Below are 22530 nucleotides of genomic sequence, written 5' to 3' on the forward strand. Positions count from 1 at the left end.
GCTCGCAAAACAGTTCCGGACCCGCCCCACGGTCGGGGCCCGGGTGGCCTGTGTTTCCATGCCCGAGTGAACATCGAGAGCTCCGGGGTGCCGGACGAGAGGCCGAGCCGCTGGGTCCGGCAAAGGGCTGATGGTGATGTTGAGGAATGCGTGCGGGTCCTCGCGGAGGTCCATGCGCGGGACGGCTATCCGGTGAACTGGCCGGACAGGCCCGGGGATTGGCTGTCACGCGGCCCCCTGCTGGCCTCCTGGGTCGCCGAACTCGAAGGCGGCCTGGTTGGGCATGTCAGTTTGTCGCAAGGCGGCGAAGGCGATCTGGCCCCGAAGGTGTGGAGCGAGCGGAACGGGGCGACGCGGGGTATGACCGCCGTGGTCAGCAGGCTGTTCGTTGCCCCGCGGGCGAGGGGACGTCGGATCGGTGCACTGCTGATCGGCCAGGCAGTGGAGGAAGCGCGGCGTCGTGGTCTGCATCCGGTGCTCGACGTCGTCGCATCCGATACCGCGGCGGCAGCCCTGTACGAGCGGCTGGGCTGGGAGCTGATGGCCACGGTCGAGCAGCAGTGGAGTCCGCACCAGACGGTGGCCGTCCGCTGTTACGCAGCGCCATCGTGACATGGTCAGTCATAGCCACCCGTTGATGGCCGCGGCGAGGACGATCGCCTCGTAGCGGACCGCGAGCTTGTCGAGAGGGCAGCCGATCGACGCGCCCGCAGGCCGTGCATCCACGTAACGGTCCTCGGCAGGCTTCAACGGGCGGAGAAGTACGACGGTGTGCGCACGCGCATGGTGGTGGCGAGGTTTCGGAGAACGGCCTCGCTCACCGGGGGAGTGTTCGCCTGGACGACCGCTACGGCGTCGCCGACGCGCGTGAAGTACTCGACGTAGTCGTAGTTCGACCGTCGCCACACTCCGGGCGCCACCGGCGTGCAGGCGGGTGACGGCACGGGGTAGACGCTGGTGAGCGCGGCGCAGTGGGAGGGCGGGGTGAACCCCGGCTGCACGGGGCCGACGACCACCTGGATCTCCTGATGGAGCTCGTCCATGGTGTCCGCGCCCTTGCGCAGACGGTCGGGTGTGAACCGGTAGTAGAACGTGGGCTGCATCTCGGCGCTGGATCCGATGGTGCCGACGCCGTTCATGTAGTAGCCGGCGGGCAGGTTCGGTCCCAGGAGGGGGACGCCGGCAGCGGCCAGCTCGCTGTTCTGGCGGCTCTGCGCGGTCTGTGTCGCGGCGAGCGAGCCGAGCGGCATCAGCAGGACCAGGGCGAGGGTCACGGCGGCCCGCGGCCACAGTGGCCGGCGCGACTGGGTGAACCAGGCCGCGAGGGCGAACGCGGCCACGTACAGGGCGGATTGGGCGAGCCAGGACTCTCCGGGAAGCCACCCGGACCCGCGGGAACTCCACGGCACATACCAGCCGATGCCGACGCCGAGCAGCGCGGTGAGCCAGGCGGGCCGGACGTTGACGAGGCGCAGGGCTGTCCATGAGAAGACCAGACTCAGGACGCCCACGGCGTAGGCCCACACAACGGCGAGGCCGAGGCAGCCGTAGCCCTGCGCGTTCCGGCAGGCACTGGAGTCCAGGAGCAGCCACATTGCCAGCGAGGAGGCCGCTACCGAGGCGAGTCCTACGCCGGCCGCCCGTGCCGCACGTGCCCCGTGGCGCGAACGTTCCGCTATTGCCGGTTCGACCAGCGCACTGCCCATCATTCCCCCGATTCCCCCGATTCCCCGGTTCGCGACAGAGCTTCCGGAGCTTCCGGAGAGCCTATAGAACAGCGCCTCGCATCAGGGTCCGGGTCCCGTACGGTGGAACGGCCTGTGTCAAAACCCCGTCCAGACAGCCTTGTTGACGAGCCGGCGGCCGGATCGGCAGCCCTTCGGGGACTGGTGCGGCCTCTCAGTGGACGGCCGACGGGCCCTGGTGGGCGATCAGTTCCCGGTGCGCCACTGGTGCTCGGGCAGGAAGCGCACGTCGTAGCGCTGCGGCACGGTCGCGAACTTCTGCGGTGCGGGCACGTACGGCTCGGGCGGCAGGCCGAGCTCCTCGGTGGGGACGCCGAGATTTTCGAAGAACCGCTCGAAGGTGCCACCGGGCCCGGCGGCCACGCCCACGACCCGGCTGTGATGGCGCTCGATGCGATAGGCGTGCGGGCAGTTCTTCGGTACGAATCCGAAGTCGCCCGCGGTGAGCAGCCTCTCGTGCTGCTCACCCCCCAGATCCTCGACGAACAGCCGCACCGCGCCGTCGGTGATGTAGAAGACCTCGTACGTGTCGGAGTGGACGTGGGCCGGGATCACCTCGCCCCTGGGGCCCTCGACGGTGAAGAAGTTGAAGGCGTTCTCCGTCTGCTCGCCGCCCGCGTAGACGGTGACCAGGTCGGTGAACAGGTGGGCGCGGTCGCCCATGCCCTTCTCGATGAAGTACGGCTTTCCTGGTTCGGCAGGAATGTGTGACCTCCGACGGCTGGGGCGGGCGAACTCCATGGTCATGAGCAACCTCCGGGACGGCGAAGCGATTCATGTCAGGCTACCTGACATGCGTGGCGGAGGGTGCCCGCAGGGTCGATATGCTCGAAGCCCCGTCCCGTGAGGAGCCATGACCACCCCCGCACGCAACCTCCCCCAACTGCTGGCCGAGGCCAAACGCTGGTTCGACGACGCGCTGTTGGCCAGCATGCGGGCGGCCGGCGAGCAGCCGGTGACCGTCGGGCAGGCGGCCGTCTTCGCCGCCCTCGACGACGAGGGCACGACGGTCTCGGCTCTCGCCCGCAGCATGGGCGTCACCCGGCAGACCGCCCACCAGGCGGTGCATGCCCTCATCGGCATGGGGCTGCTGGAGCAGACGGCCGATCCGGCCTCCGCGCGCAGTCGCCTGATCCGCCCCACCGCCGAGGGATCCCGAGTGCACCGGCGGGCTCAGAACACCCTCGCCGTCATCGAAGGCGTCCTGGCGGAACGCATCGGCGCCGATGCCGTCGGCGCTCTGCGGGAGGCGTTGACCGTTCCTCCGGGGGAGCCGCCTCTGGTGGACGCGCCCTGAGCGGCGTCGGACCGTAACCGGGGGCGTCTGGGCTCGGCGCTCCGCGTCCCGCGCCGCCGGACAGGGCCGCAGCCTTGACCGACCGACCGACCGACCGACCGACCGACCGACCGACCGACCGGGTCGGAACGGCCGGGCCGCAGCCTGCAACTACGTTACGCGAACGCGCCCTTCACCCTGTTCCGCCTCAACCCGCCTGCCGCGCCCTTCCGTTCACGGTGCCCGTGCCGACATCGCTTCGCCGCCGCTCCCACCGTCCCGATATCCGTGGCCGTGGCCCATGTCCGCCGGGCCCGCGTAGTTCACCGGCCGACCGGATCGACGGGGGGAGGACGAGCACGGCTTGAACGTACGGCAGACTGAGCAGGTGACCACAGACCCGCGCAGTCCCCAGGACAACGACGCACCGTCGTTCAGTTCCCCCGAATCGGTACGTCCGCCTCAGGCGCCCCGCCCCGCGGCGGCCGCTCCGCCCGCCACCTTCCTCGAGCCCGCGCTTCCGCCCGGCCCGCCGAGCGACGCGTTCATAGCCTGATCCCGACCACGGGGCAGTGGTGGCCGGCACAGGGAGCGGAGTCGGCGTTGTCGTGCCAACCTGGGGGAGGAGCTGCCGACAGGCCTGCTCAATGGGCCTGAGCGACTCCCCTGACCGTGGAGGCACCTATGGCCGACAACGTGAATCAGCCGGAGGCCGGGCGAACCCGCGACACCGGGCGAACCCGCGCCGCCGGGCCATCGCACGAGCTGCAGTCCGGGTGGATCTTCTTCGCGGCGATCATGATGATCATCGGCGGAGCCATGGCCATCCTCGAGGGCATCGCCGCCATCGCCAAGGACGACCTGTTCGTCAGGACCTCGAACTACGTCTTCACGTTCAACCTGACCAGCTGGGGATGGATCCACCTCATCGTGGGGATCGTCGTGCTCCTCGCTGGCTGCGCACTGTTCTCCGGCGCGATATGGGCACGCGCGGTCGGCATCTTCGTCGTGGGCGTGAGCTTGATCGCCCACTTCCTGTGGCTCCCGTACTACCCGTTCTGGTCGGTCATCCTGATCGCCATCGACACGTTCGTCATCTACGCCCTGTGCACCCCGGCGCACTCCGGGAGGGCAGCAACCCGCGTCTGACCACCTGAGACATGAGTGGTGACCGTGGGTGGTGAACGCGGGCGGAACACGCCGAGGGGCCGGCGGCCGGGCCGGGCAAGAGATTGCCCATTGCGCCTGGCCGCCCACCGGTCGGTACGTGTCGAGACCGTGCCCGGTCCGTCCCGAGGATCCCGATTCCGATGAGTAGATGAGTATCGGAGGGATTCCGAGTCCATGTGTATGACGGTCGGCGGAACACCCGCCACCAGGACGGGCCGCCCGCCCTGTTCATGCCGTCGATCAACGGATCCCGGGAGCGCGCCATGACCGCCACCTACACCTTCGACGTCTTTTCCAGTCTCGACGGCTTCGGCGGAGCCAGCGCCAACTGGAGCGGCTACTGGGGCAAGCAGGGCCCCGAGTTGCTGGACCGCCGCGCCGACCTCTACGGCACAGAGCGGCGGATGGTCTTCGGCGCCAACACCTATCGGGCGTTCGCGCAGATGCTGGCCACGAGCGACGAACAGTCCGATGTACGTGACGAATGGGTCACCCGGATGCGGAACATGCCGGCGACCGTGGTGTCGACGACGCTGCGAGAACCCCTCGACTGGCCGGACGCGACCCTCGTGAGCGGTGACGCCACGGAGGTCGTGGCCCGGCTCAAGGAAGAATCGGACGTGCCGTTGCGTTCGCACGGCAGCCTGTCCATGAACCGGGCGCTGATGGCCGCCGGCCTGGTGGATTTCGTGCAGGTGACCCTCTTCCCCGTCATTACGGGGCGGACGGGGCTGGACGCGATCTTCCAAGGCGCGGCCGACTTCGACCTGGAGCTGGCGGAGAGCCGGACGCTCGACACGCACATCCAGGAACTCATCTACCGGCCCACGCTCCACTGACCTGCCGTGCCCACCAGCCCTGCGGGCCCCTGAGGAGCACAGACGTTGCCGTTCAGCGACGGTCGGCGCCGAAGCCCTCGCTCTCGCGCAGTACCACCAGCGCGAAGGCGAGGCGCTTGTCCAGCGGGCCCTCCCGAGGGACGACGTACCAGTTCGTGGATCCGGTGTTGCGCGCGTAGGTCAGCACCGCTTCTCCGCGCTCGCCTTCCGCGCCGTCCGCCTCCACTGCCCACACGACCGGTTTGAGCGCGGTCGCGCGGTCGGACCCCTCGTCGCCCCCCAAGGACACCAGGGAGTCCAGGACTCCCTCCACGACGTGGCCCATTCCCCGCTCCGCGGATGCCCGCAGGCCACCCCTCGCCCAGTTGTGGCGCGCCACGACAGGAGGCAGCCCCACCGGTTCCAGCCACAGGCCCTGGTGGGTGAGCCGCTTGCTGATCGGCGTACGACGGACCGAGCCGAGCTCCTGGCCGCCCGCGTCCGTCACCCGGTAGCGATCGGAGCCGTCCGCAAGCACGCTGCACAGCAGACGTGCACCGCCCTCGTCCTCGAAGAGGCGAAAGCCCGCCTTCGACAGCGACGACGCCCCGTGTTCGGCGGGCACGATGTACAGGCCGGGCACCATGTAGTCGTCGCCCTTGCGGTTCTTGTGGAACCGGACCGCGTGCGGGCCCCTGCCCCGTTTCGACTCGCGGAACGTGTGCCGCATGAACCGGCCCACGGTGAACCGGGTGATCTCGGTCCAGTGCATCGGCTCGAAGGGTTCGACCGTCCTGCTTCTTCCGAATGCCATGCGCTCCACTCCCGGTTGCCCGGCCTCGGTTCCTCCGCCGAAGGCACCAGCGTACGAAAGCGATGGGCGGCCGCGGCAAGCAGCCCAGAGCCCCCGAGACTCGGCCCCCAGTCCCACACCCGCGTCCCACACCCGCGTCCCACACCCGCGTCTCACACCGGCGTCTCACTCGCCGGGCCATCCGCCGGGCCCCCATGCCACTCCTCAGGCACCCCTCGGTCCAATTTCTCGGTCCAACTCCCCTTCAGGATCGGGCCGTCGGGCGTCACTCGCTAGTCTCTGCAGATGATCGACGCGAAGCCCCTTTCCAGTACCGCCGGCTATGGCGAAGCCGCCGGCACGCTCGTCGAGCAGTACGAGAGCGTCTCCTTCGAGGACGTCCACCGCGACGTACTGCACCTGTTCCCGTCCCGACCCGGCACCATCCTCGACATCGGGGCGGGCAGTGGCCGCGACGCCGCCGCGCTGGCAGGGCGGGGCCACGTGGTCGTCGCCGCTGAGCCCACCGCCGAGCTTCGCGAACTGGGCCAACAGATCCACGCAGACCGGGGCATCGAGTGGGTCGACGACTCGCTGCCCGAGATGAGGACCCTGCGCGGTCGCCGCTCCCGCTTCGGCCTGATCCTTCTGACCGCCGTGTGGATGCATCTGGACGCAGTGCAGCGGTCGTCGGCGATGGAAGGCATCGCCGAGCTGCTCGCCCCCGAGGGGCGCGTGGTCCTCACCCTGAGGCACGGGCCCGTCCCGGCAGGGCGGCGGATGTTCGACGTGTCGGCGGCCGAGACGATCGAGCTCGCGCGTGCCCACGGTCTGCGTGTTGTGCATCTTGGCGAGCGTCAAGACCCGCACGGCCGGCAGGGCGTGCACTGGAGCTCCTTGGGTCTGGAAGAGGGCACGGCCGCAGGCTGACCGGCGGCTACGGCAGGCGGTGCCCCCTGCCGTAGCCGCTTTCTTCACCCGGTCCCCGTTCCCCGGTCCCCAGTGCCCAGCTCCCTGGGGCCTCACAAGGGCCGCTATATGGAGGCATCTTGGGCGGGGGAAACGCAACTTCGACTTGGGTTGGGGTGCATCGGGGGAGTTCGCCGTTCCGGCCTGGTACGACAGGGGGCGTACGGCGGAAGTCACCGCCCTGGCCACGAGCCGCTCGCTCTGGACCCACCTGCGCTCCGCCTGCGATACGACCTCGTACGCTGGTGGGGTGACTGATGAGCAGGAGTGGGCGCAGCCGTCGGGAGTGTGGGCGACGGCGGTGGGCGTCGCCAGGGTGCGGGCGCTGGAGACCGAGCGGGAGAACGCGCTGTTCCACGACCCGTTGGCGCAGGCCTTCGCCACCGCCGGCGGTCGGGGTCCCTCCTCGCCGGCGCCGGCCGGGGACGAGGCCGCGCGGCACCGCCGGATGGGAGTCGCGTTCTCCATTGTCATCAGGACGAAGTTCCTCGACGACCTGTTGCAGGAGGCCTCCGCGTCCGGAGTGCGACAGGTCGTACTGCTGGGCGCGGGAATGGACAGCCGGGCCTTCCGGATCGACTGGCCCGAGGGCACCCGTCTGTTCGAGGTGGACACTGCCGCGCCCCTCGAATTCAAGGAGTCGGTGCTGCGGCAAGAACGGGCCGTCGCACGCTGTGAGCGGATCACTGTCACGGTGGATCTGCGTGAGGACTGGCCCACCGCGCTGGCCGCCGCGGGGCACGATGCGGCGGCGCCGACCGTGTGGATCGCCGAAGGGCTGCTGATCTATCTGCCCCAGGACGCGGTGGAGTTGCTGCTGGCCCGGATCGGCGCGCGATCGGCGGCGGGCAGTCGGATGGGGCTGACGCTTGGCCCGCGCGGGGTGATCGAGCGCTTCGGCGCGGATGCCGTGCCGGGATCGGCGGCGTCCCTGTGGGTTTCGGAGATGCCCGACGACCCGGTGACCTGGCTGGCCGGGCACGGCTGGGAGGCCGTCAGCCACACCCTGCGCGAGTGCGCCGCCGCCTACGGGCGCCCGATCAGCACTCCACCGCGGCGCGAGGAGCGTCCGGGCGGGCTGATCTCGGCGGTCCGCCGCTAAAGAGTGTTGCAGAAGGCTCGGTTCTGGGCATTTTGCCCGTATGGGTGGGGTGTTGAGGGCTGATCCGTTGTGGGTGGAGATGTTCACCGGCTTGCGGATGGACCGGTTCGCGAAGCTGGTGAAGGCGGTAGGTGAACGGGGCGGGAAAGGGCCCGGCGGCGGCCGGCCGTGGTGTCTGGCGCTGCCGGACCGGGTGCTGTTGGTGGCCGTGTACTACCGCACGAACCTCACGATGTGGCAGCCCGCGCCGCTGTTCGGCATCTCGCCGGCGACCGTGTGCCGGGTCATCCAGCGGCTCCGTCCGCTGCTGGCGCTCGAGCGGGCTCTGCGGCCGGTGACGGACACCGGACGGTTGTGGATCGTGGACGGCACTCTCATTCCGGTCGGTGACCGCAAGGTCGGTGCCTCGTCCCGCAACTACCGGTTCTCGGCGAACGTGCAGGTCATCATCGACGCGGACACCCGCCTGGTCATCGCGGCGGCCCGGCCGGCGCCGGGTAACAGGCCTACGCGCATGTCTGGCGGGAGTCGGACCTGCCCGCTCTGGCGGCGGGCACGACGGTCATCGCGGACGGCGCCTGCCTCGGCGCCGGGCTGATCGTCCCGCACCGCAAGAGAGCCGGCCGCCCCCTCCTGCGCGACTGCCGCCAGAAAGGAGACGGCCTTCACCACGCGGTCCAGGCCGTCGCCACCCTGCACAACCGCGCCATGGCGCGGTGAAACAGCAGGCCAGGCACCACTTCAACCTGCCAAAGCCGAGCCTTCCGCAACACCCTTCAGGGCGCCGCCGAACCGGGCGCCGGGCCGAAGCCTGGCGTTGCGTCATGAGCGAAACGGGCCGCGAGCGGGTCGTACGTAGGTCGCGAGCGGGTCGAACCCGGTGTCGTGAAACCGTGGTCCGTACGCCGCGGCCAACGTCGCGCGTCAGGCCCGCGGCGGGGGAGCGCCAGGGTCTGCGGGGAGGCGGTCGGAGCGGGCAATGTGGGACAGGTCGTTGAGCAGCGCGTCGAGCCAGGACACGGTGGCGTAGTACAGCCGGGGTGCGTCCGGCGGCTGTGCCGCGAGCTCGGCGATCGCCGGGTCGAAAGGCCGCAGGGTGGCCGTGGGGGTGTCGTCCCCGGGGTCGAGGGCGGCCGACACCAGCAGCATGCGTCCGGCCACCCGTTCCCCCAGCGCGCCGACGGACAGGGCAGCGAGCGGCCCAAGGCGGCGCTGTGGCGGTTCCAGCAGACGGTCCGAACCCCACAGGGCGTGATGCCCGGCGATCAGAGCCGTCTGCCAGTCCACCTGGCGCGGCGCCGCTCGGCGGACTGAGCCCTCGACGGGTGTGGGCTCGCTCAGGTACTGCGCGTAGGCGGATTCCGCGAGGATGACGGCGTGCTGGAGAGAGCGGTGGCCGGGGACGGCGGACAGGGGTGGGGCCGCGGCGTCGTCCGCCGCCGGTCCGTCGGCGACGGCGGCGCTGGTGGCGACCACGATCTCGGCTGCCCTGCGCAGGAGTTCGGCCGCGGTGCGGCGCAGTTCGTCGTGGGCCCCGCGTGGCCAGGCCAGCAGGCCGAAGACGGCACCGACGGCACTGCCGATGAGCACGTCCAGCATCCTGACCTCTGCCAAGTGCCAGGTGGGAGGCGCGAGTTGGGCGAAAACCAGGGCTACGAGCACGGTGAAAAGGCCCTGCGCCCAGCCGATGCCCTTGACCGGCCCCACGGTGAAGGCGAACAGCATCCACAGCGGCAGCAGCGCCGCGTACCAGACGGTGTCCGCGCCCACGAGCGTCAGCACCCCAGCGGTCACCAGGGCCCCGGCGAGGGTGCCGGTGAGCGCGGTGCGAATGGTGCTCCAGGTCTCGTCCACGGTCGTGCGGGTGAGGGTGAGGGTCGCCAGCATCGCCCAGAAACCGTGCGGCAGCGTGTCCAGGCCGGCCACGAGCCGGGCCGCGGTCAGAGCCAGGGCCAGGCGCACCGCGTTCTGGAAGAAGACCGAGCGCTGCCCGGCGTGCCCGCGGATCCGGTGCCACCACAGGACCGGGCTCCGCTGCGAGGCATACCAGAAGCGGCCGGGCGCCACCGCCACCGAGGCGTGCCGGCCGCGCATCGCCAGGTCGGCGGCCGTGCCCATGGCGAGGGCGGCGTCCGCGATCTCCAGTACGGCGGCGTGCACGCGCAGTGCGGCCGCGGAGAACCAGAGTGCGGCGCGATGGACGGACGGCGCGCCGTCCGTGAAGGCAGGCGGGTCGGCGGACAGGGCCGACAGGCGTGCGCGTGCCGTGGCGAGGGCCGCGAACGGGGCGAGTGGTGACGGGCCGCCTCGCAGGCAGGCGGCGGTGGCCGTGGCCAGGCCGGTCACCGCTGTCAGCACGGCGGTGACCTCGGGACGAGGGGGCGCCTCCGGTGGAGAGGGCAGCAGCGAGAGGCGGCTGAGCAGCGTGCGGGTGGCCAGACCGGTGTGGGTGAGGGCGCGGTCGCGGACCGCGGGTCCCGCCGGGCGGTCGGCGTCCGGCACGGTCAGCGACCGAAGCGCTTGGCCGGTCTGCCGGGCCGCTCGCAGGTCTTCGGCGGTCGGGGCGTACGGGGGTGTGGCGAGCTGCGCCGCGACGCGGGCGGCGGTCCGGGCGGCCTCGGCGGCCCGAACCCGGTACGTGGGCGGCGCGGGCTCGGGTAGGACGAGCGTTTCGACGACGATGAACAACACCAGGCCGGTCGTCGTGCCGATCAGCCGCTCGGGGAGCGAGCCGGGATCGTAGGGCGGGAAGGACGGCAGGATGTAGAGCAGCTGCAGCCCAGGAGCGGCTCCCGCCGGACGCGGCCCGCCGACGGCGGCGAAGGCCAGGACGAAGCCGATCAGCAGCATGCCGACGACCGCGCACCAGGTCCGCACCGACAGATAGGTACCGACGGCCACGAGCAGCCAGCACACCGGCAGCGCCCGAGCCACCGTCGCCGCACGCTGCCGGCCGGTACCGGGGATCCGTGAGAGCCCGCCCACGGCGACGGCGGCGAACAGGGCGTAGGTCGCCGCGACGGGAAGGCCGAGACCGTAGCGGAAGAGGTAGAACCCGGCTGCGGCGGCCAGCGTCACGCGAACGGCCCGACGGCCGGCGGCGGCGTAGGCCGCCGGTCTCCGTAGGCCTGGGAGACCCCACACCTCTACAGAATCACCCACCGCCGGGCCAGGGGCACCTTGTCGGAGAATCGGCGGGCGCGGGCGGTGCTCCCGGTGGCCGCCGGACGGGCTCCTGCCGGCGGGATGCGCGCGGTGGGACTCCCCAATCCCCACGGGATGGCCCCGCTGCTCCAGGTCGCCCCGGCCTTCCCGGTCACCCCGTGCGAGGTGCGAGCCGGGCCGTGGCGGGTCAGCGGGCGAGGGACACCGCGAAGGGCTTGAATCCGTGGCGGCGCAGGATGTGGGGCACGACCAGGATCATGGCCTCGGTGGCGCGGGCTGTGGTGATGTCGCCGAGGTCCTCGATCCGTTCGGGCTGCCAGCCCAGGTCGCCGAGCAGGCCGGTGACGGTGCTCTTCGCGTGGTCGTCATCGCCCGAGAGATAGGCGGTCGGCGGGGTGGCCAGGGTCTCGGGTGCGGTCATGACCATGAACAGCATGGTGTTGAGCGTCTTGACGACATGGGTGTCGGGGAGCGCGGCCTGGAGCTTTTCGGCGAGGCTGCTGCCGGGGTAGCAGAGGTCGCCGGGCAGGCCGTCGGCGTCGTCCCGGGTGGCGTTCGAGACATCGACGAGGATCTTGCCGGCGAGTTCGGTGCGCAGGTCCGTGAGGCGGTCGAGGGAACTGTCGCCGGGCGTCGCGTTGATCACGATGTCCGCGGTCCGGGCCGTGGTGCGCTGGTCGGCGAAAGCGATCTGCGGGGCGAGCCCGGAGACGTGGGTGGCGGCTTCGGGACCGCGGCCACCGAGGGTGACATGGTGTCCGGCTGCGGCGAGCTTGCTTGCGAGGTTGGTGCCGACGCGGCCGGCGCCCAGAATGCCGATGCTGGTCATGTGGTCATGCTCCTTGCGGGGATGGGGGAGGGGTCAGGCAGAGCGGAGACTTCCGTGGTCAGGCGCAGTGAATTCCGGGACTTCCCTGTTCAGGCGCAGATTTCCGGGCAGTCACGTCCGGAGTCGGGCGCGGAGTCCTACGGGTCAGGCGAGCGGCGAGAGCACCTTGAGGGCGGCGGCGTGGATGCCGGGGGCGGCGGCCAGGAAGTCACTGCTGCCGGTGTTCCACGGCCGGCCCGCCAGGTCGGTGACGGTGCCCCCGGCCTCGGAGACCAGCAGGGCGCCGGCGACCAGGCCCGAGCGGACGTCGGAGAACTGCCAGAACGCGTCCATGCGTCCGGCGGCGACGTGGATGAGCTGCATCGTGGCGGGCACGGACACCCGCACGACCAGGCCGTTGATGAGCATCGCGGTGACGGAGTCACCGATCCGCCGGAAGGTGCGCTCGTCCTCGCCGGGCTTGGCCTGGCCCGTGCCGATGAGCGCGGCGCCCAGGTCGGTCTTGGCGGACACCTTCAGGGGTCGGTCGTTGAGCCGGGCACCGCCGCCGGCGACCGCCGTGTAGGTGTCACCGGTCAGCGGCAGGTGGACGACGGTGAGTACCGGCTGGTTGTCGCGGACCAGCGTGGCAGTGACGGACCAGTCGTCCATGCCGTGCACGTGGTTGATGTTGCCCTCCGCGGGGTCGACGACCCACCACTCCCCGGCCGGAAGCGCGCCGCCGGCCAGCTCGTCCTCGGCCCACTGAGACCCCGGCCGGGCCCGAAGCAGCGGCTCCCGCAGCACATCCAGCACCGCGTCGTCGTTGGCGTGGATCTCAGCGACGACCTCGTCGAGCGTCACGCCACGGGCGTGCGAGGTGTAGCGGTCGCGCAGGGTGACGCCGGCGGTCTCCACCGCGGTTGTCACGTCGGACAGGAGGGTCGTACCGGCGGCGAAAGGCGTGGCAGTGCTCATGATTGGGCTCCTTGAGGCGATCGAAGCGGGGTGCTTGTCCGTCCCCGCACTCCGAAGGTAGGCCCCTCCCTAATTAACAACAAGTGCATGCTTGTCACTTGTAAAGTTACTGCCATGCAACTGGACTTGAACCTGCTCACGGCCCTTGACGCCCTGTTGGAAGAGGGCAGCGTCGCCGGCGCGGCGGCCCGCCTCCACGTCACCGCACCGGCGATGAGCCGCTCCCTGGGGCGTATCCGCAAAGCCACCGGCGATCAGATCCTGGTCCGCACCGGCCGCAGCATGGTCCCCACCACCCGCGCGCTGGCCATGCGAGCCGAAGTGCACGCCCTGGTGCAGCAGGCCCACCAACTCCTGTCCGCGCAGCGGGAACTCGACCTGGCGGCCCTGGACCGGGTGTTCACGGTGCGCTGGCACGATGCCCTGACCGCGGCCTGCGGCACCGCCCTGATCTCGGCCGTCCACGATCACGCGCCCGGCGTCCGGCTACGCCTGTCCGCCGAACCCGGCACGGACGACGCCGAGTTGCGCCGGGGTGAGGTCGACCTGGAATCGAGCTCCAGCGCTCCGACGCTTCCCGACATCCGTCACCGTCTCGCCGGCCGGGACCGGCTGGTCATCGCCGTTCGCCCAGAACACCCCCTGGCCGAGGGCTCGTTGACCCTTGAGCGGTACGCGGCTTGCGAACACCTCACCGTCTCGAGGCGCGGGAATCTGCGCGATCCGATCGATGGCATCCTGGCGACACACGGCCTGGAACGTCGCGTCGTCGCCGCCGGACCCACGGCCGCTTTCGCGCTGCAACTCGCCCTCGACTCCGACCTGGTGGTCACACTCCCCGACGCGGTCACCCGCACGGCACGAGAACAACTCGGCCTGGTGACTCTGCCGCCGCCGCTCCCGCTGCCCGACGTACCGCTGTACCTGTTGTGGCACCAGCGCTACGACACCGACCGCGCCCACACCTGGCTTCGAGAGCTGGCCACCGAGACCGTCCGGGCCCTTTTCACGCCACCGGCCGCCGCTCCGTAGCCCCGCACCAACCCGACCGCGGTGACGGACAAGCCCCAGGGGAGGTCCTGGGGCGGCTGGTCCTGCTCGCAGACGAGTGGTGCCATGCCGTCGAGAGCCGGGACGGTAGGCGGGTGCGGGTGCGGGTGCGGGTGCGGATGCGGATGCGGATGCGAGTGTGAGGCGTGAGGTGCGAGGAGGTCTGCACCCGCTTGGTCAGCGGGTCGTGCGCCTGTCGAACCAGATCGTGGCCGCTATGGGTACGAGCCCAGCCCAGAACAGGAAGCGAGGTTCGGACAGGCCCGACCAGGGGGGCCCGGCCATCATCAGGGCGCACAGCATGGCCCATCCCGATTGGGCGACAACAATGCGGGCCCAACGGCCTCGGCGGAGCAGAGAACGGACGTTGAGCTGCACGCCGGCGCGGAGCTTCCGGTAGCGCCGCCAGGCGCCGAAGCCCCAGATCGCCGCCATGATCACCACGGACCACAGGCGCTGGCCGATGGGCACCGGCAGTGCGGGAGAGGGCTCGCCGTCCGAAGGGAACAGGTTGATCATGGCACCCGGCACGACCAGGCAGAGCAGGGCGAGCCATCGGGTCCCCCGCAGGAGACGGTAGGTGGCGCGGTCGAGTTGCTGCCGCATTCCGGGGGAGTCGGGCTGGCCGGCCAGCGCGCCCGCGTAGAGTTCGGCAGCCTGTGCGGCGCTCACGCCCGGCGCCTCCGCTGCCCTCTGGGTCTGGCGGGCGAGGGCTTCGGAATGTGTGGGGTCGATGCGGAGAATGGCCTCGTCGAGCTCGTCGGAGACGGTGCTGTTGCCGGCGAGGCCGACGATGAACTGCGCGACTTCGTGAGCGTAGATGCTCTCCGGGCCGAGGCGCAGCGCCTCCATGGCAATCTCGGTCGCCTCCTGGGAGACGCGGTCGGCGTCCTCCGCCGAAAAACGCGTGATTCCGGTTTCCTTGGCGTACCGGATCGTTGAGTTACGCAATACCGCGTCGGCGAGCATGGCCCGCGCGACGGGGTCCTCAGGAGCGACGCGGACTGCCTCGCGCAGTACGGGCTCGACGTCGCGCCACCCCTCACCGCGTGTCATGGCGAGGGCCCGCAGCATCAATGCGCCGTAGTCCTCGGGCGCCAGCTTCAGGGCCTCCCCGGCCGCCTCCAGGGCCTGCTTGGGCTCATCCTCGTTGAGGTGACAATGGCCGACCATGACCCAGGCCCGCACGTCGGCGGGGTCTTCGGCGAGACGGCCGCTCAGCAGTGCCTTGGCCTGGCCATAGCGTTCGAAGTCGATCAGCGCCGAGGCCTGCTCGACGGTCGGGTGCAGCGCGGTCACAGTTTCCGCTTCTTCTTGAGGTAGGCGACCAGGTCGTCGTACATGCCGCCGTCATTGGCGTACATCGCGACGTTGCGCGCGGCGGAGAACCACGGTTCCGTCGAGGGCACCGTCTGCTTCGCGGCGTCCAGCAGATCCTTCATACCGATCATGCGGACGACCCCGGTACGCACCGAATCGAGGAGGGCGGACTCGGCCGCGGACTCGCACAGATGGGCCAGGTCGGCGCCCGACAGTCCGTCGGTGACCTTGACGAGCTTGCCCAAGTCGACTTTCTCGATGGGCCGTTCGCGCAGGTGGTAGCGGAGAATCGTCTCGCGTGCGGGGGCGTCGGGCGGCAGGACGAGAAGGGTGCGGTCGAAACGGCCGGGGCGGCGCAGGGCGATGTCGACGTCCCAGGGCACGTTCGTCGCGGCGAGCACGAAGACGCCCTCGTTGGCGGCGGCGTCGATGCCGTCGAGCTCGGTCAGGAGCTGGTTGACCGTGTTGCGCATGCCCGCGCTCTGCGTACGGCTGCGCTTGCCGCCCAGGGCGTCCAGCTCGTCGAGGAACACGACGCACGGTGCCTGGCGACGAGCCGTTTCGAAGAGCTCGTGCATGTTGCGCTCGGAGTTGCCGATCCACATGTCGAGTACGTCGTTGACCGAGACCGAAAGGAAACTCGCGCCCAGCTCGCCCGCGACGGCCCGTGCCACGAACGTCTTGCCGCAGCCGGGAGGCCCGTACAGGAGGAGTCCACCGCGCAGGCTCTTGCCGTACAGCTTGCGCAACTCGGGGTTGCGCAGCGGCGCGAGGAACGCGGCTTCCAGACGGTCCTTGACCTCCCGCATGCCACCGACGTCGGCGAGGCGCACGGTGCCCGGAGCATCGACGTCCCAGGCGGGGGAGTCGTCGGGATCGCCGCTGCCGTCGGTGGCGAGAGGCGCTTCGACGAAGCGGGGCGGAATCACATCCTTGACCTGGTCGGAGGCGGCACTCCAGTTGAAGTCGGCGCTGGTGCCGGTGCCGGCGGGTTCGGTTTCGGTGCCGACGTCGATGTCGGTGTCCGTGGCGGGTTCGGGTTCCGTGGGTGGGGTCGCCGAAACCGGCGCGAGCACAGGAGCGGGTGCATGCGCGGGGGCGGGCATGCCCATGGCGCGCACCATCAGCGCCTTCGCCTGACCATCGCCCGGCGCGTGCGTCAGCGCGACGGCCACCTCCATGACCGCGGCGTCCTGCTGCCCGGCATCCAGCAACAAGCCGGCCAAGTGCAGCCGCAGCGGCACGTCGCCGGGTGCGGCCTCGACGGCCGTGCGCAAGCTTTGTATCAAGGGAGAGACCTCAGGCATGCGGCCACTTTACGGATATGGCGACGCCGGCCCGGCGGCGGGCCGTGCGTAGCGCTGAAGGGACGAAGCACCGCAGAGGGCAGCCTCCGCACGTACGTCTTCCTCGCCGGCCGGTGTCACGGTCTTGTCGTCGTGAGGGTGTTCGGCGGGAGTCCAGCCGGCTCAGTGGCCACCGCGAGCGGGCTCGCAGCCGGTGCCGTCGGGGTAGCCGGCAAATGCGTCCGCCTTGGTGGCGTCCCCGCTCATCGTGCCCTCCACGCACCAGGGAGAGGCGCCGAGAGTGATGAGGAACCCGACCCCGGTCGGACCGTTCTGGTATGCCTGCACCTTGTCGGTGGAGTACCCGAGACCGGTGAGTGCGGTGCGGACGTCGTCCGGGGCGAAGTCGCCGCGCCGGCGCAGCGGTTCGAGCGCACTCTTGACGTGCCCCGCCGCGGCAAGCCCGTCGCAACGGCTCTGTCCGCGAAGCGGGATGGGGACTCTGAAGCCGTGGTTCTCGGCGTAGTGGTCCTGGGGCGGCACGGTCGAGCTGGAGGTTGCGGCAGGCGTCGGCTTCGGGGTCTCGCCGGGGCAGGGGAAGTCGGCCGACGTGCTCGGTATCGCCGTACCGGTCGGCGTCGCAGGAGAACCCCCGGAGGTGCCGGCGGCGTCCGCCGACCGCTGCGTTCCGCAGCCGGCCGTCAGCAGGACCACCACGGCCAACGGCAGCAGTCCGAGCCGGGCTCTCGTCTTTCCCAGTGTCGTCACCTCTCGGATCCTTCCTCTCACCACGGCGGGGGGCATGAGTACTCCTACTCATCTTGAACCGCCCGTGACAACCGGCACCTTCGCCACATGGGCCCGTGAAGGGGTGGGCTCCGTGCCGGAATCCGCGTCGGCGGGCGAGAGACCGACCCCGCCCCCCTCCACGGCGGGCTGATCGGCCAGGCGGGACTCGGGGCGGCGCGACGCCGCGGCAGGGGCCAAAGCCGCCGGAGTCGGCGCCGATGGTCGAGAAGCAGGGGTAAGAACCTGTCCCGTCCGCTAACTTCCTGCATGTGGACCAGCTGATCGTCGAAGATCCGGCCCGAATAGGACCGTACCGCCTCATCGCCCGGCTCGGTGAGGGCGGAATGGGACGCGTCTATCTCGCCCGCTCCGACGCCGGACGGACCGTCGCGGTCAAGGTCGTCCAGGCCGAGTACGCCCAACACCCCGAATTCCGCGCGCGGTTCGCACGCGAGGTCGATGCGGCCCGGCGCGTGGGCGGGGACTGGACGGCCGCCGTGCTCGACGCGGACACGGAGGCCGATGTGCCGTGGGTGGCGACCCAGTACGTCCCGGGGCCCGATCTGACCACCGTGGTCGCCAAGGACTTCGGGCCGCTCCCCGAGTACTCCGTCCAGGTCCTCGCCAACCGCCTCGCCCTGGCCCTGCGGGCCGTGCACGAGGCGGGCCTCATTCACCGGGACCTCAAGCCGTCCAACGTGCTCGTCACCGTCGACGGCCCCCGCGTCATCGACTTCGGCATCGCACGCGCGCTGGACAGCCTCGCCGGGGACAGCCTGCGCACCCGTACCGGCATGCTGATCGGCTCGCCCGGGTTCATGTCGCCGGAGCAGGTGCGGGGCCTTCCACTCACCCCGGCCAGCGATGTGTTCTGCCTGGGCGCGCTGCTCGTGTACGCCACCACGGGGCGACTCCTCTTCGGCGCCACCGACACCGGTCTCAACGCCCACCTCTTCAGGATCGCGGAGGAGGAGGCGGACCTGACCGGCGTACCCGAGTCACTCGCCGGACTCGTGGGCGAATGCCTGCACAAGGACCCGGCCCGGCGCCCGACCCCGCAGCAGGTGATCGCACGCACGACGACGGACCGGGCGGACGAGTGGCTCCCCGGCGTGGTGCTGGCCCAACTCGGCCGGCACGCGGCCCAATTGCTGGACTACGCCCCGGAGACGCCGACGGCTGCGGCCGCAGCGCCGGTCCCGGCTCCCCGGGCCGCGCAGCCGCCGCCCCCGCCGCCCGCGTACGCGCCGACGACCCCGGTGAACGCCGGCCCCGCTCCGTCGAATCCGTACGCCGACGCCTGGCGGCCCGCCGCGCCTCCGGCCGGGGATCAGGGGCCGCATCCGCTGCGCTGGTGGGGGCTGGTGGCGATCACGCTGGCGCAACTGCTCGTGCTGGTCAGCGGGTCCATCCTCGACCCGCCTTCCCTGCAGGCAGACCTGCACATGTCGACTGCCGACATGAGAACGGCATTCCTCGCCTACCCCGTCGCCTTCGGCGGGCTGCTCCTGCTCGGCGGACACATCGCGGACCTGATCGGGCGCAAACGGGCGTTGATCACCGGGCTGACCGGTCTCGCGGCCGCCTGTGCGCTCGGAGGTGCGGCCACCGGCTCCGCCATGGTCATCTGCGCCAGTGCGCTGCAAGGTGCCTTCGGCGCGCTGCTGTGGCCCTCCGCTCTGTCCCTGCTGTCCACCTCCTTCACCGACCCCAAGGAGCGAGGCAGGGCCTTCGGGGTGTTCGGTGTCCTCGCCGGCGGCGGATCGGTGATCGGGATGCTCGGGAGCGGCCGGCTGCTCACGGTGCTGGACTGGCGCCCGTGCCTGTACGTCAACGCCGCTGTGGCCGTGGTCGCCGTGATCGGCGCGGCTGTGCTGGTGCACGAGCGCGCGGACCGGTCCGCGACGCGAATGGATCCGCTCGGCGCGGTGCTCGGAACCGGCGGATTCCTCGCCCTGAGCTACGGCCTCGCCAAGGCGCAGCCGTGGGGCTGGACCAATCCCGCGATCGTGGCCCTCCTGGGCGGCGGCGTCCTCCTGCTCACGGTCTTCGTCTGGTGGCAGACCAGGGCGTCGAGCCCCCTCCTGCCGCCGTACGTGTTCAAGGACCGCAACCGCCTCGGTGCCTTCCTCACGATGATCGTGGCCGGCACGGGTCTGCTCGGGCTGTTCCTGACCCAGACCTTCTACCTCCAGGAAGTGCTCGACTACGACACGTTCGAGGCCGGCGTGGCCCTGCTGCCCACCGTCATCGCGATGATCATCGGATCCACGCAGATCTCCGCCCGGCTGTCGCACCGCGTCGCTCCCCGCCTGCTGATGGCACCGGGCCTGGTGGTCGTGGCCCTGGGCGCTGCGCTTCTGACGCGGCTCCGGCTCGACAGCGGCTACGCCGCGCTGGTGCTGCCCAGCATGGTCCTCACCGGCCTCGGCATAGGCGTGACCTTGATGCCGCTCTTCGCCATCGCCACGTCAGGTGTCGCCGGACGGGACTCCGGTGCGGCGGCGGCATCCGTGAACAGCGCGCAACAGCTGGGCGGTTCGCTGGGAGTGGTGGCGTTCGGGGGCATTCTCGGCTCGGCCATCGTCTCGCGACTGCACAACGCGTCCGGGGATCCGGCGGGAATCGAAGACCTGGCCAGAAGCGGGCACGCCGTCGGAGTCAAGGGGCTGCCGCCCGCTCTGTGGAAGCCGCTTGCCGACGCGACCGTTGCCGGGTACGCCGCCACCATCTGGTCGGTGGTCGGCGCCCTCGTGCTGGCCGGCGTGATCGCCTGGCTGATGATCAAGGACAAGGCGCCGGGCGCCTAGTACGAAACGTGGAACCCGGCCCGCCTATCACTCGTCTATCCGTCGTCCTGTCCCTTGTCGGCTTGTTGGTCGTCGGCTTCGTTGGCGCGGTCGATCTCGCTCATGTGCTCCTCCGCCCAGGTCCGCAGCCCCGCAAGCGCGGCTTCCAGGGACAGCCCAAGTCCGGTGAGTCGGTAGAAGACCCGGGGCGGCACGGTCGGTTCGACCCGGCGTGACACCAGCCCGTCGCGGGTCAGGCTGCGCAGCGTCACGGACAGCATCTTCTGCGAGACGCCGGGCATGCGGCGTCTCAGCTCCGCGAAGCGCACCTCGTCCGGTGCTGCGTCGGCGAGCGTCTTGACGGCCATGGACGTCCACTTCGTGCCGATGCGGTCCAGCAACTGCCGCGTAGGGCACTGCGGATCGAACAGATCGCCGCGTGCCCCACGACCGGCGGCGCGGGCTCCCCGGGTGGTCACCCGTGGCTCACCACCTTCCCTGAAAGTGCCGTCTAGTGAGCGGCTGGAGAGTTACCTATCGTTTTCTAGTCACCGATGGTAACCACCCGAAGGAGCCGCCATGCCCGCCACCACCGCACACCAGCTGCACCGCATCGCGACGAACGGTGTCGAACTCAACGTCGCCATCGCCGGTGAAGGACCCGCGGTCCTCCTTCTGCACGGCATCCCCCACACCTGGTACCTCTGGAGCGGCATCATGGAGCAACTGGCGGGGCGGCACCGGGTCATCGCCCCGGACCTGCGAGGCCTCGGTGCCAGTGACCGTGCCGTCGAGGGATACGACGCCGGCACCCTCGCCGCCGACGCCGAAGGGCTGCTCGACGCACTCGGCGAGCCCTCGGCAGCGGTGGTCGGCATCGACGCGGGCACCGCCCCCGCCGTCCTGCTCGCGCTGCGCCGGCCCGGCCTGGTCCGGCGCCTGGTCGTGATGGAAGCACTGCTCGGGCGCCTGCCCGGAGCCGATCACCTCGTCGTCGGCGGCGCCCCATGGTGGTTCGGCTTCCACGCAGTCCCCGGCCTCGCCGAGACCGTCCTGGCCGGCAACGAAGCCCCGTACGTCGACTGGTTCCTCGACTCGGGAACGCTCGGGCGAGGAGTGCCCGACGACATCCGCGCGGCCTTCGTCCACGCGTACACCGGGAGCGAGGCCCTGCGCTGCGCGTTCTCCTACTACCGGGCCCTGCCCACCAGCGCGCGGCAGATCCAGGACGCCACCGGGACAGCTCGCCTGACCATGCCCACCCTGGCCATCGGCTCCCACCCGGTCGGCACCGGGCTCGAACACCAACTACGCCCCATCGCCGACGACCTGGTAGGGCACCACCTCCAGGACTGCGGGCACATCATCCCCCTCGACCGCCCCGACGCGCTGCTCGCGCTCCTTGACCCCTTCCTCTCCGCCGATCCGGCGCAGTGATCGGCGGAGAGGACCGAGCGGGTCCGCAGGATCCCGTTGAGCCTGGTCGGCCTTAGGTGAGACGGGCCACGCGATCGCTCGCGGTGGCGGGCACCGTCACTGTTCCGCGGGGCGACGGCCAGTGGCCGGGGTCGTGCTGATGACACGCGAGTACGTCCCCCACGCCGTCGCCGCCGTGCGTCCGCTCCGGGAGGAGCCCCACGTCGATGCGGCCCGGGTGTTCGTCGCCGGGCACAGCATGGGGGGCAAGATGGCGCCCCGGGTCACCGAGACCGAGCCGTCCGTCGCGGGCGTCGTGATCCTTGCGGGCGACGCAGAGCCCATGCACCGCGAGGCCGTCCGGGTCGTGGGCCACCTCGCGGCCCTCGACCCCGGCCCACGCTCCGAGATGGCCCTTGCGGAGATCACACGCCAGGCCACGACCGTCGAACCGCGCTGTCACCCCGCACACCTCGGGGGACCTGCCCTTCGGTCTGCCTGCGGCCGACTTCATCGCGTACCCGATGGGCGGGCGTAGCGCGCAGGGTGGGCACACCGGTCGACCTGGGCGAGGAAGGAGTCGGTGGCGGGCCCGTCCGGCGTTGTCGATACTCCGAGCCGTCCCCGCCCCGAGCGGCAACCACTCTCCGAGCGAGGGGCTGTCGTCATTCGATCCAGCGGGCAGCGGCCTCGTACGTAGTGTCTGGCGTGCTGTTGAAGGCGATGGCCGCGCCGGGTGCGTGTCGCCGGATCAGGTTGATGAGGAGCTCGAGGAGTTCTACCCGGTCGTCCGAGTGGCGCAGTCCACCGCCGACGGTGACGCACTCCCACGGGTGGGACCGCAGCGCATTCCCGACGGCCGCTTCCACGTCGTCACCTGCATCAAGTCCATCAAGGCCGATGAGACAGGTCTCCACGCCCACGCCATGTTCGGCGAACTGGGTCAGACCCGCCTCGATCGCCTTCGCCGCCGGCTCGGGATCCCACGGCCCGGGTACCCGATACGGATCCAGCCCGATGACGAGAACGCGGGGCGAATCGGAGGTTTCCATGCCG

At 70.8% G+C, this 22530-nt stretch carries 21 protein-coding genes and 1 pseudogene; 10 read left to right on the forward strand and 12 right to left on the reverse strand.

The genetic code is table 11. The features are described from left to right. Positions 1-150 precede the first annotated feature (150 nt). The gene (locus tag OG432_RS34455; protein WP_328315367.1) at positions 151-612 is read left to right on the forward strand and encodes a GNAT family N-acetyltransferase; all 462 of its coding nucleotides are present in this window, start codon (positions 151-153) and stop codon (positions 610-612) included. Positions 613-746: 134 nt separating this feature from the next. Here the strand turns inward: OG432_RS34455 and OG432_RS34460 are convergent, their stop codons facing one another. Together OG432_RS34460 and OG432_RS34465 are read right to left on the reverse strand one after the other, a co-directional pair. Continuing rightward, complete coding sequence (locus tag OG432_RS34460) at positions 747-1595, reverse strand: hypothetical protein (protein WP_328314881.1); 849 nt, start codon at positions 1593-1595, stop codon at positions 747-749. A 336-nt stretch (positions 1596-1931) separates the two neighbouring features. Then, positions 1932-2492, reverse strand: a complete 561-nt coding sequence (locus tag OG432_RS34465) for a quercetin 2,3-dioxygenase (protein WP_328314882.1) — start codon at positions 2490-2492, stop codon at positions 1932-1934. Positions 2493-2598: 106 nt separating this feature from the next. On the opposite strand from OG432_RS34465, the gene OG432_RS34470 reads away from it, so the two are divergent. The 3 genes from OG432_RS34470 (at position 2599) to OG432_RS34480 (ending at position 5030) form a co-directional block, all read left to right on the forward strand. After that, complete coding sequence (locus tag OG432_RS34470) at positions 2599-3042, forward strand: MarR family winged helix-turn-helix transcriptional regulator (RefSeq protein ID WP_328314883.1); 444 nt, start codon at positions 2599-2601, stop codon at positions 3040-3042. 663 nt (positions 3043-3705) lie between these two features. Then, positions 3706-4170: a DUF7144 family membrane protein gene (locus tag OG432_RS34475; RefSeq protein WP_443058534.1), complete on the forward strand. Its 465-nt coding sequence runs from the start codon at positions 3706-3708 to the stop codon at positions 4168-4170. 284 nt (positions 4171-4454) lie between these two features. After that, complete coding sequence (locus tag OG432_RS34480; protein WP_328314884.1) at positions 4455-5030, forward strand: dihydrofolate reductase family protein; 576 nt, start codon at positions 4455-4457, stop codon at positions 5028-5030. A 52-nt stretch (positions 5031-5082) separates the two neighbouring features. Here OG432_RS34480 and OG432_RS34485 read toward each other — a convergent pair whose 3' ends face one another. Further along, positions 5083-5823 (reverse strand): hypothetical protein, encoded by a 741-nt coding sequence (locus tag OG432_RS34485; RefSeq protein WP_328314885.1) that lies wholly within the window; start codon positions 5821-5823, stop codon positions 5083-5085. Positions 5824-6108: 285 nt separating this feature from the next. Between OG432_RS34485 and OG432_RS34490 the strand changes: the two genes are divergently transcribed. From OG432_RS34490 to OG432_RS34500, 3 genes and pseudogenes are all read left to right on the forward strand, one after another. After that, on the forward strand, positions 6109-6732 hold the full coding sequence (locus OG432_RS34490; RefSeq protein WP_328314886.1) for a class I SAM-dependent methyltransferase: 624 nt from the start codon (positions 6109-6111) through the stop codon (positions 6730-6732). A gap of 325 nt (positions 6733-7057) precedes the next feature. Next, on the forward strand, positions 7058-7873 hold the full coding sequence (locus OG432_RS34495; protein WP_328315369.1) for an SAM-dependent methyltransferase: 816 nt from the start codon (positions 7058-7060) through the stop codon (positions 7871-7873). Between the two features lie 40 nt (positions 7874-7913). Further along, a pseudogene (locus OG432_RS34500) lies at positions 7914-8593 on the forward strand (helix-turn-helix domain-containing protein). A 204-nt stretch (positions 8594-8797) separates the two neighbouring features. On the opposite strand, the gene OG432_RS34505 reads toward OG432_RS34500, so the two are convergent. The 3 genes from OG432_RS34505 to OG432_RS34515 all read right to left on the reverse strand — a co-directional run bounded on the left by OG432_RS34505 (position 8798) and on the right by OG432_RS34515 (position 12824). Beyond that, positions 8798-10951 (reverse strand): FUSC family protein, encoded by a 2154-nt coding sequence (locus OG432_RS34505; protein ID WP_328314887.1) that lies wholly within the window; start codon positions 10949-10951, stop codon positions 8798-8800. Between the two features lie 274 nt (positions 10952-11225). Then, a complete protein-coding gene (locus tag OG432_RS34510; protein ID WP_328314888.1) occupies positions 11226-11867 on the reverse strand; it encodes an NADPH-dependent F420 reductase in 642 nt (213 codons plus the stop codon). Between the two features lie 144 nt (positions 11868-12011). Further along, a complete protein-coding gene (locus tag OG432_RS34515) occupies positions 12012-12824 on the reverse strand; it encodes an inositol monophosphatase family protein (RefSeq protein WP_328314889.1) in 813 nt (270 codons plus the stop codon). 114 nt (positions 12825-12938) lie between these two features. Here OG432_RS34515 and OG432_RS34520 point away from each other — a divergent pair, with 114 nt between their 5' ends. Beyond that, on the forward strand, positions 12939-13856 hold the full coding sequence (locus tag OG432_RS34520) for a LysR family transcriptional regulator (protein ID WP_328314890.1): 918 nt from the start codon (positions 12939-12941) through the stop codon (positions 13854-13856). Positions 13857-14051: 195 nt separating this feature from the next. Here OG432_RS34520 and OG432_RS34525 read toward each other — a convergent pair whose 3' ends face one another. The 3 genes from OG432_RS34525 to OG432_RS34535 form a co-directional block, all read right to left on the reverse strand. Further along, complete coding sequence (locus OG432_RS34525) at positions 14052-15173, reverse strand: tetratricopeptide repeat protein (protein ID WP_328314891.1); 1122 nt, start codon at positions 15171-15173, stop codon at positions 14052-14054. Further along, positions 15170-16501: an ATP-binding protein gene (locus OG432_RS34530; protein WP_328314892.1), complete on the reverse strand. Its 1332-nt coding sequence runs from the start codon at positions 16499-16501 to the stop codon at positions 15170-15172. Before OG432_RS34530 ends, OG432_RS34525 begins: the two co-directional genes overlap by 4 nt. Before the next feature lie 162 nt (positions 16502-16663). Next, complete coding sequence (locus tag OG432_RS34535) at positions 16664-17248, reverse strand: hypothetical protein (RefSeq protein ID WP_328314893.1); 585 nt, start codon at positions 17246-17248, stop codon at positions 16664-16666. A 290-nt stretch (positions 17249-17538) separates the two neighbouring features. On the opposite strand from OG432_RS34535, the gene OG432_RS34540 reads away from it, so the two are divergent. After that, a complete protein-coding gene (locus tag OG432_RS34540; RefSeq protein ID WP_328314894.1) occupies positions 17539-20079 on the forward strand; it encodes an MDR family MFS transporter in 2541 nt (846 codons plus the stop codon). A gap of 35 nt (positions 20080-20114) precedes the next feature. On the opposite strand, the gene OG432_RS34545 is transcribed toward OG432_RS34540, so the two are convergent. After that, complete coding sequence (locus OG432_RS34545; protein WP_328314895.1) at positions 20115-20537, reverse strand: winged helix-turn-helix transcriptional regulator; 423 nt, start codon at positions 20535-20537, stop codon at positions 20115-20117. 100 nt (positions 20538-20637) lie between these two features. Here OG432_RS34545 and OG432_RS34550 point away from each other — a divergent pair, with 100 nt between their 5' ends. Continuing rightward, positions 20638-21495, forward strand: a complete 858-nt coding sequence (locus OG432_RS34550) for an alpha/beta fold hydrolase (RefSeq protein WP_328314896.1) — start codon at positions 20638-20640, stop codon at positions 21493-21495. A gap of 52 nt (positions 21496-21547) precedes the next feature. Here OG432_RS34550 and OG432_RS34555 read toward each other — a convergent pair whose 3' ends face one another. Continuing rightward, positions 21548-21937 carry a hypothetical protein gene (locus tag OG432_RS34555; protein ID WP_328314897.1) on the reverse strand — a complete coding sequence of 130 codons (390 nt, stop codon included), beginning with the start codon at positions 21935-21937 and terminating at the stop codon, positions 21548-21550. 202 nt (positions 21938-22139) lie between these two features. Continuing rightward, positions 22140-22526 carry a hypothetical protein gene (locus tag OG432_RS34560; protein WP_328314898.1) on the reverse strand — a complete coding sequence of 129 codons (387 nt, stop codon included), beginning with the start codon at positions 22524-22526 and terminating at the stop codon, positions 22140-22142. Positions 22527-22530 lie beyond the last annotated feature (4 nt).

This window comes from Streptomyces sp. NBC_00442, from assembly GCF_036014195.1.
Classification (GTDB): domain Bacteria; phylum Actinomycetota; class Actinomycetes; order Streptomycetales; family Streptomycetaceae; genus Streptomyces.

Bases quoted from the DNA above. Each gene is read 5' to 3' on its own strand.
- OG432_RS34460 (WP_328314881.1), bottom strand. From the start codon at position 1,595: ATGTGGCTGCTCCTGGACTCCAGTGCCTGCCGGAACGCGCAGGGCTAC.
- OG432_RS34465 (WP_328314882.1), bottom strand. From the start codon at position 2,492: ATGACCATGGAGTTCGCCCGCCCCAGCCGTCGGAGGTCACACATTCCT.
- OG432_RS34470 (WP_328314883.1), top strand. From the start codon at position 2,599: ATGACCACCCCCGCACGCAACCTCCCCCAACTGCTGGCCGAGGCCAAA.
- OG432_RS34475 (WP_443058534.1), top strand. From the start codon at position 3,706: ATGGCCGACAACGTGAATCAGCCGGAGGCCGGGCGAACCCGCGACACC.
- OG432_RS34480 (WP_328314884.1), top strand. From the start codon at position 4,455: ATGACCGCCACCTACACCTTCGACGTCTTTTCCAGTCTCGACGGCTTC.
- OG432_RS34485 (WP_328314885.1), bottom strand. From the start codon at position 5,823: ATGGCATTCGGAAGAAGCAGGACGGTCGAACCCTTCGAGCCGATGCAC.
- OG432_RS34490 (WP_328314886.1), top strand. From the start codon at position 6,109: ATGATCGACGCGAAGCCCCTTTCCAGTACCGCCGGCTATGGCGAAGCC.
- OG432_RS34510 (WP_328314888.1), bottom strand. From the start codon at position 11,867: ATGACCAGCATCGGCATTCTGGGCGCCGGCCGCGTCGGCACCAACCTC.
- OG432_RS34515 (WP_328314889.1), bottom strand. From the start codon at position 12,824: ATGAGCACTGCCACGCCTTTCGCCGCCGGTACGACCCTCCTGTCCGAC.
- OG432_RS34520 (WP_328314890.1), top strand. From the start codon at position 12,939: ATGCAACTGGACTTGAACCTGCTCACGGCCCTTGACGCCCTGTTGGAA.
- OG432_RS34530 (WP_328314892.1), bottom strand. From the start codon at position 16,501: ATGCCTGAGGTCTCTCCCTTGATACAAAGCTTGCGCACGGCCGTCGAG.
- OG432_RS34550 (WP_328314896.1), top strand. From the start codon at position 20,638: ATGCCCGCCACCACCGCACACCAGCTGCACCGCATCGCGACGAACGGT.
- OG432_RS34560 (WP_328314898.1), bottom strand. From the start codon at position 22,526: ATGGAAACCTCCGATTCGCCCCGCGTTCTCGTCATCGGGCTGGATCCG.